Below are 4657 nucleotides of genomic sequence, written 5' to 3' on the forward strand. Positions count from 1 at the left end.
CGCAATTAATTATTTTACAGAGGATAGCGATCTTCGCGGGCTCGCAATGATTATAGGCGCATGCGACAAAATACGCCTTCTTAATCAAGAAGGGCATTACGACTTCGTCCACCGGGAAATGAGATGGACCAATGAAGAGGCCGAGCGCACCCGTGACGGGATCGACATTCAAACCCTTGGGCTCGGAAATTCTTTGATGGCTGCAATGGGCGTCATAAAAGACGAGAAGGTGATAAAAGCCGTCAAAGAAATTGGAGGCGGCAACGCGCTAGGTATGCTTGCTATGAGAACGGTTTCAACTGCCTCGGCGCTTTGCCTGATAAGCATCCCTGGATATAATCTTAAGAATTTCTTTGAAGGGGGCCGGGCGATGGAAAGATTCTGGCTCGAAGCTACAAACTTAAAGCTTGCGATTCATCCCCTCATTTCGCCCCTTTATCTTTTTTCACGTATTTTACATGGTAATGGCGAGGGTTTGGACGAAAAAGAAGTGGAACAGCTCCACTTCCTGAGGGAGCAGTTTAATAAAATAACACAATCTACAAACGACAATTCTGAGATATTTCTTGCAAAAATAGCTGTCGCTGAAGAGCCCGGCTTAAAGGCACATCGATTACCGATATCAGATATTTTAGTTATGGAAAACGATCGCTAATTAAATTTCAGAAAATTGTAATGATTATTCAGTTGACCAAGAGCAATTAGTAATGATAAGGCTTCGCTTTTTACTCCTATTACTGTCAATATGTTATTCTGTACTTGCTGCTGCGCAATCACCAGTCATTTTTAAAGGAAAAAACATGGTCATTGGCGGCCACGTTGCAATATTAGACGACGCTACGAACAAATTAGAGTTAGAAGATGTAAAAAATTCAAGTGCATTCCATGCTTCGGGTGTGAAAATTCCTAACCTTCGGCTTAGCAGTTCTGATTTTTGGTTAAAGTTTACTATAAAAAATGAAAGTGATCAAGACCATTTAATTCTTGCACTGGAGTATCCAACGCTTGGCACCTGTGAATTCTATGCAGTAAGCGACGGCACAGTTCAGAAATTAAGTTATTACAATAACTTTTCCGAAAGAAAATATCAGCATCAAAATTTTCTTTTTGATGTGAGGATTGCTCCGGGCTCAAGCAAAGAGTATTTTCTCAGGGTTAAGAGTACCGAGCAAATGGTATTGCCCCTTATTTTGGGCAGTCCCAAAACCATTGCGGAAAGCCTTGCGACTAATGACCTGGCATGGGGACTATTTATGGGGTTGATTTTAGTCATGGTGCTATACAATTTCTTCATCTACTTATCGGTAAAGGATTCCAGCTATATATTTTACGTATTGTACAGTTTATTTATAGGCTTAAGTTCAATTACTCTTAGCGGATATACCTACAGGCTTATTTTATTTAATTACCCCGCAATTAACCATCTCGGAATCGTGATTTTCCCCGGGATTGCTGGAGTAGTCGGAAATCTCTTCATGATGACCTTCCTCCAAACAAAGGAGAATTCACCAAGAATGCATAAGTTCATTTATCTTCCAATTATTCTGTATTCTATCGCAATAATTTTACGGATCCTGGGCTACGATCAAGCCAGCTTCAGAGCCATTGATTTCGCCGCGATTTCTACCGTCGTAATTACTTTCACGATAGCTATTTCACTTTCATTACAAGGTTACCGTCCAGCGAAATTGTTCCTTCTTGCCTTTACGCTTTTTATAACCGGCCTGCTATTGTTTGTACTGCGAAATCTCGGGATAGTGCCTTATACCAATTTTACAAATTACACCAAAGAGACCGGAACCGCTCTTGAAGTAATTTTACTCGCTTTCGCTCTGGCAGATAAAATTAACACCTTCAAGAGGGATAAAGAAAAATCTCAGGAACAGACCTTACAGGCATTAAAGGAAAATGAGCGAATAATTCGCGAGCAAAATGTGATTCTTGAAACCAAAGTAAACGAAAGGACAATTGAGCTGAGCGAAATAAATTCCGAACTAAGTCAAACTTTGGTAGAACTGAAGGAAGCAGAGGGGCAACTGGTAGAAGCAGAAAAAATGGCATCTTTAGGTCAGCTAACAGCCGGTATAGCACATGAAATTAACAATCCGATCAACTTTGTCACATCCAATGTAGCTCCGTTAAACAGGGATGTAGACATCCTGATAGATTTTATTCAGGAGATAGAGAAAATAGGATTGTCAGATCTGCCGATACAAGAAAAACAAAAACTTATCGATGAGCAGAAAGAAGAAATGGACTTTGACTATTTAAAAATGGAAATAAGTCAGCTTCTTAAGGGGATTCAGGAAGGTGCATCACGCACTTCTGAAATAGTGAAAGGTCTTCGTGTGTTCTCCCGACTGGATGAGGACGACCTCAAGAAAGCGAATATCAATGATGGACTAGATTCAACCCTAATCATTGTTAACAACCTATTGAATCGCAAAATCAAACTTGAAAAAATCTACGGGGACCTGCCGCTTATTGAATGTTACCCTGGAAAGCTAAATCAGGTTTTCCTAAATATTCTCTCCAATGCAATATATGCTATAAACGCTAAGTTTAAAGATAGAGAAGGAGGTTTATTGAAAATATCAACAACATATAGTAAATCAAAAGTCATTATCAAAATTGAAGATAACGGTATTGGAATGGACGAAGTAACAAAGAAAAAAATCTTTGAACCATTTTTTACAACTAAAGACGTAGGCGAAGGTACGGGCCTTGGAATGTCAATTGCATATAATACAATTAAAAGGCATCAGGGAGAAATTCACATCAACAGTACACCAGGAAAGGGCACAGAATTTATCCTGAAATTACCCATAGTGTTTGAATACACAGAACAAGATACTTAAGTGGAAAAACAAGAGAAAATAAAGATCTTATATGTAGATGATGAGATCAATAATCTAACTGGCTTCAAGGCGTCATTCAGGATAAATTACAATGTCATGGTCGCTGTTAACGCGGCCGACGCTTTGGACCATTTGAATTCACACCCCGATATACGAGTAATTTTCTGTGACCAAAGAATGCCAGGAAAAACAGGTGTACAATTCTTTGAAGAAATCCGTAGTCGCTACCCAAAACCTATACGCATATTATTAACCGGATACGCCGATATAGATTCGGTAATTGATTCCATTAATCTGGGTAATGTATTCAGGTATGTAAGAAAACCGTGGAAAGATGCTGATATACTTGGAGCAATAAACGAGGCGAATAAATTTTATGTTTCCAATACCCTTTTGGCAGCAAAGAATGATGAGCTTCAGAAAGCATACAACGAACTTGATAAATTTTCATACAGTGTTACACATGATATGCGCGGCCCACTCCTAAGTATCCTGGGAGTAGTGGAAGCTGCCCAGCACATGGAAGATATTACGGAAATTAGAAAAATGCTTCTCATGATGAAGGAATCGGTACGGAATCTGGATGATTTTATACAAAGTATTCATGACTATTACAACTTGAACCGGGGTGAATTAGAAATTAAGGAAATTAACTTTAACGATATTGTAGGAGAGCAGACCAAAATATTTAATTTTACATACCTTGTTAGCGACGTAAAGTTTAATACCAGCATCGACCAAAAAGAAATCTTTAGAGGCGATGTAGTGTCAATTAAACTTATTCTAAACAATCTCTTATCGAATGCGTTCAAATATCAGAAAAGAGACAATAAAGAGAAAAAAGTTGATCTCAAGATACTTGTAGAAAACGGAAAAGCACTATTGGAAGTTAGAGACAATGGGGTGGGTATTGATAAGAATCACATAGGAGATATCTTTAATATGTTCTTCAGAGCAAGTTCACAAGAAGTTGGGTCCGGGTTTGGGTTATATAATGTTAAGGCTGCAGTAACTAAGCTAAATGGTGAGATAACGGTAGACTCAGAAATTAACGAAGGTACCTGCTTCAAAGTTATCATTCAAAATAAGTAAGATGTCGAATCCCTTTCCACACTTTATAATAATAGACGACAGCCAACTGGATTGTTTTATTGGCGAAAAAATCATTCAAAATTCAGGGACTTTTTCCAGTATCAAATCATACACCCAGCCCACCGAAGCATTTGAGGAAATAAAAAAATCCGGACCCATTAATGAAGAACCTATTACCATTATTGTACTTGATATCCAAATGCCTATTATGAATGGATTTCAGTTTGTAGAGGCTTTTGAGCAATTACCAAAAAATATACAGTCAAAATATGCCATTTTCATGTACAGTTCTTCGAATAATGAAAATGACAAAAATCGAATGAGAAATCATCCCTCTATCCGAAAATTTTATAGCAAACCGATATCAAAAGAAATTATTGCCAGCATAGTAGGATCTGTGTGATATTGTATCACATCGAAAGCTTTGTATTCACATCTCCAACAGTATCCAATATGAAAGGTTGATTACTCTCAGCCTTTTCTTTTTCCAACATTAAGTACAACTCCCTGTATCATTCCTGGATGAGTCAGGAAATTTTAGTTTTGGCACTATTTTTTTAGAGCTATGTATTTTGCTATAAACCATGCCTTCAAGTGTAGTGGATTCATTCGAGTATCTTGCGGATACACGTATCTTAAGAGTAAAATTTAACTCAGGATTAACATATGATTATAAAAACGTTCCGCAGGAAGTCTATAAATCCTTT

The 4657-nt window shown here is 37.9% G+C and carries 5 protein-coding genes; all 5 read left to right on the forward strand.

The genetic code is table 11. The features are described 5' to 3' along the window. Nucleotides 1–655: hypothetical protein (locus tag WBJ10_RS04380; protein ID WP_424288316.1), on the forward strand; the 655-nt coding region annotated here is incomplete at its 5' end. Nucleotides 656–707: 52 nt separating this feature from the next. Continuing rightward, nucleotides 708–2858, forward strand: a complete 2151-nt coding sequence (locus tag WBJ10_RS04385) for a sensor histidine kinase (protein ID WP_424288317.1) — start codon at nucleotides 708–710, stop codon at nucleotides 2856–2858. Then, nucleotides 2859–3950 carry a hybrid sensor histidine kinase/response regulator gene (locus tag WBJ10_RS04390; RefSeq protein WP_424288318.1) on the forward strand — a complete coding sequence of 364 codons (1092 nt, stop codon included), beginning with the start codon at nucleotides 2859–2861 and terminating at the stop codon, nucleotides 3948–3950. 1 nt (nucleotide 3951) lies between these two features. Further along, nucleotides 3952–4353: a response regulator gene (locus WBJ10_RS04395; protein ID WP_424288319.1), complete on the forward strand. Its 402-nt coding sequence runs from the start codon at nucleotides 3952–3954 to the stop codon at nucleotides 4351–4353. Nucleotides 4354–4534: 181 nt separating this feature from the next. Continuing rightward, on the forward strand, nucleotides 4535–4657 hold a 123-nt coding region (locus tag WBJ10_RS04400; RefSeq protein ID WP_424288320.1), incomplete at its 3' end, for a KTSC domain-containing protein.

This window comes from Daejeonella sp. (genome assembly GCF_049655485.1).
In the GTDB taxonomy this organism is placed as follows: domain Bacteria; phylum Bacteroidota; class Bacteroidia; order Sphingobacteriales; family Sphingobacteriaceae; genus Daejeonella.

Bases quoted from the DNA above. Each gene is read 5' to 3' on its own strand.
- WBJ10_RS04385 (WP_424288317.1), top strand. From the start codon at position 708: ATGATAAGGCTTCGCTTTTTACTCCTATTACTGTCAATATGTTATTCT.
- WBJ10_RS04395 (WP_424288319.1), top strand. From the start codon at position 3,952: ATGTCGAATCCCTTTCCACACTTTATAATAATAGACGACAGCCAACTG.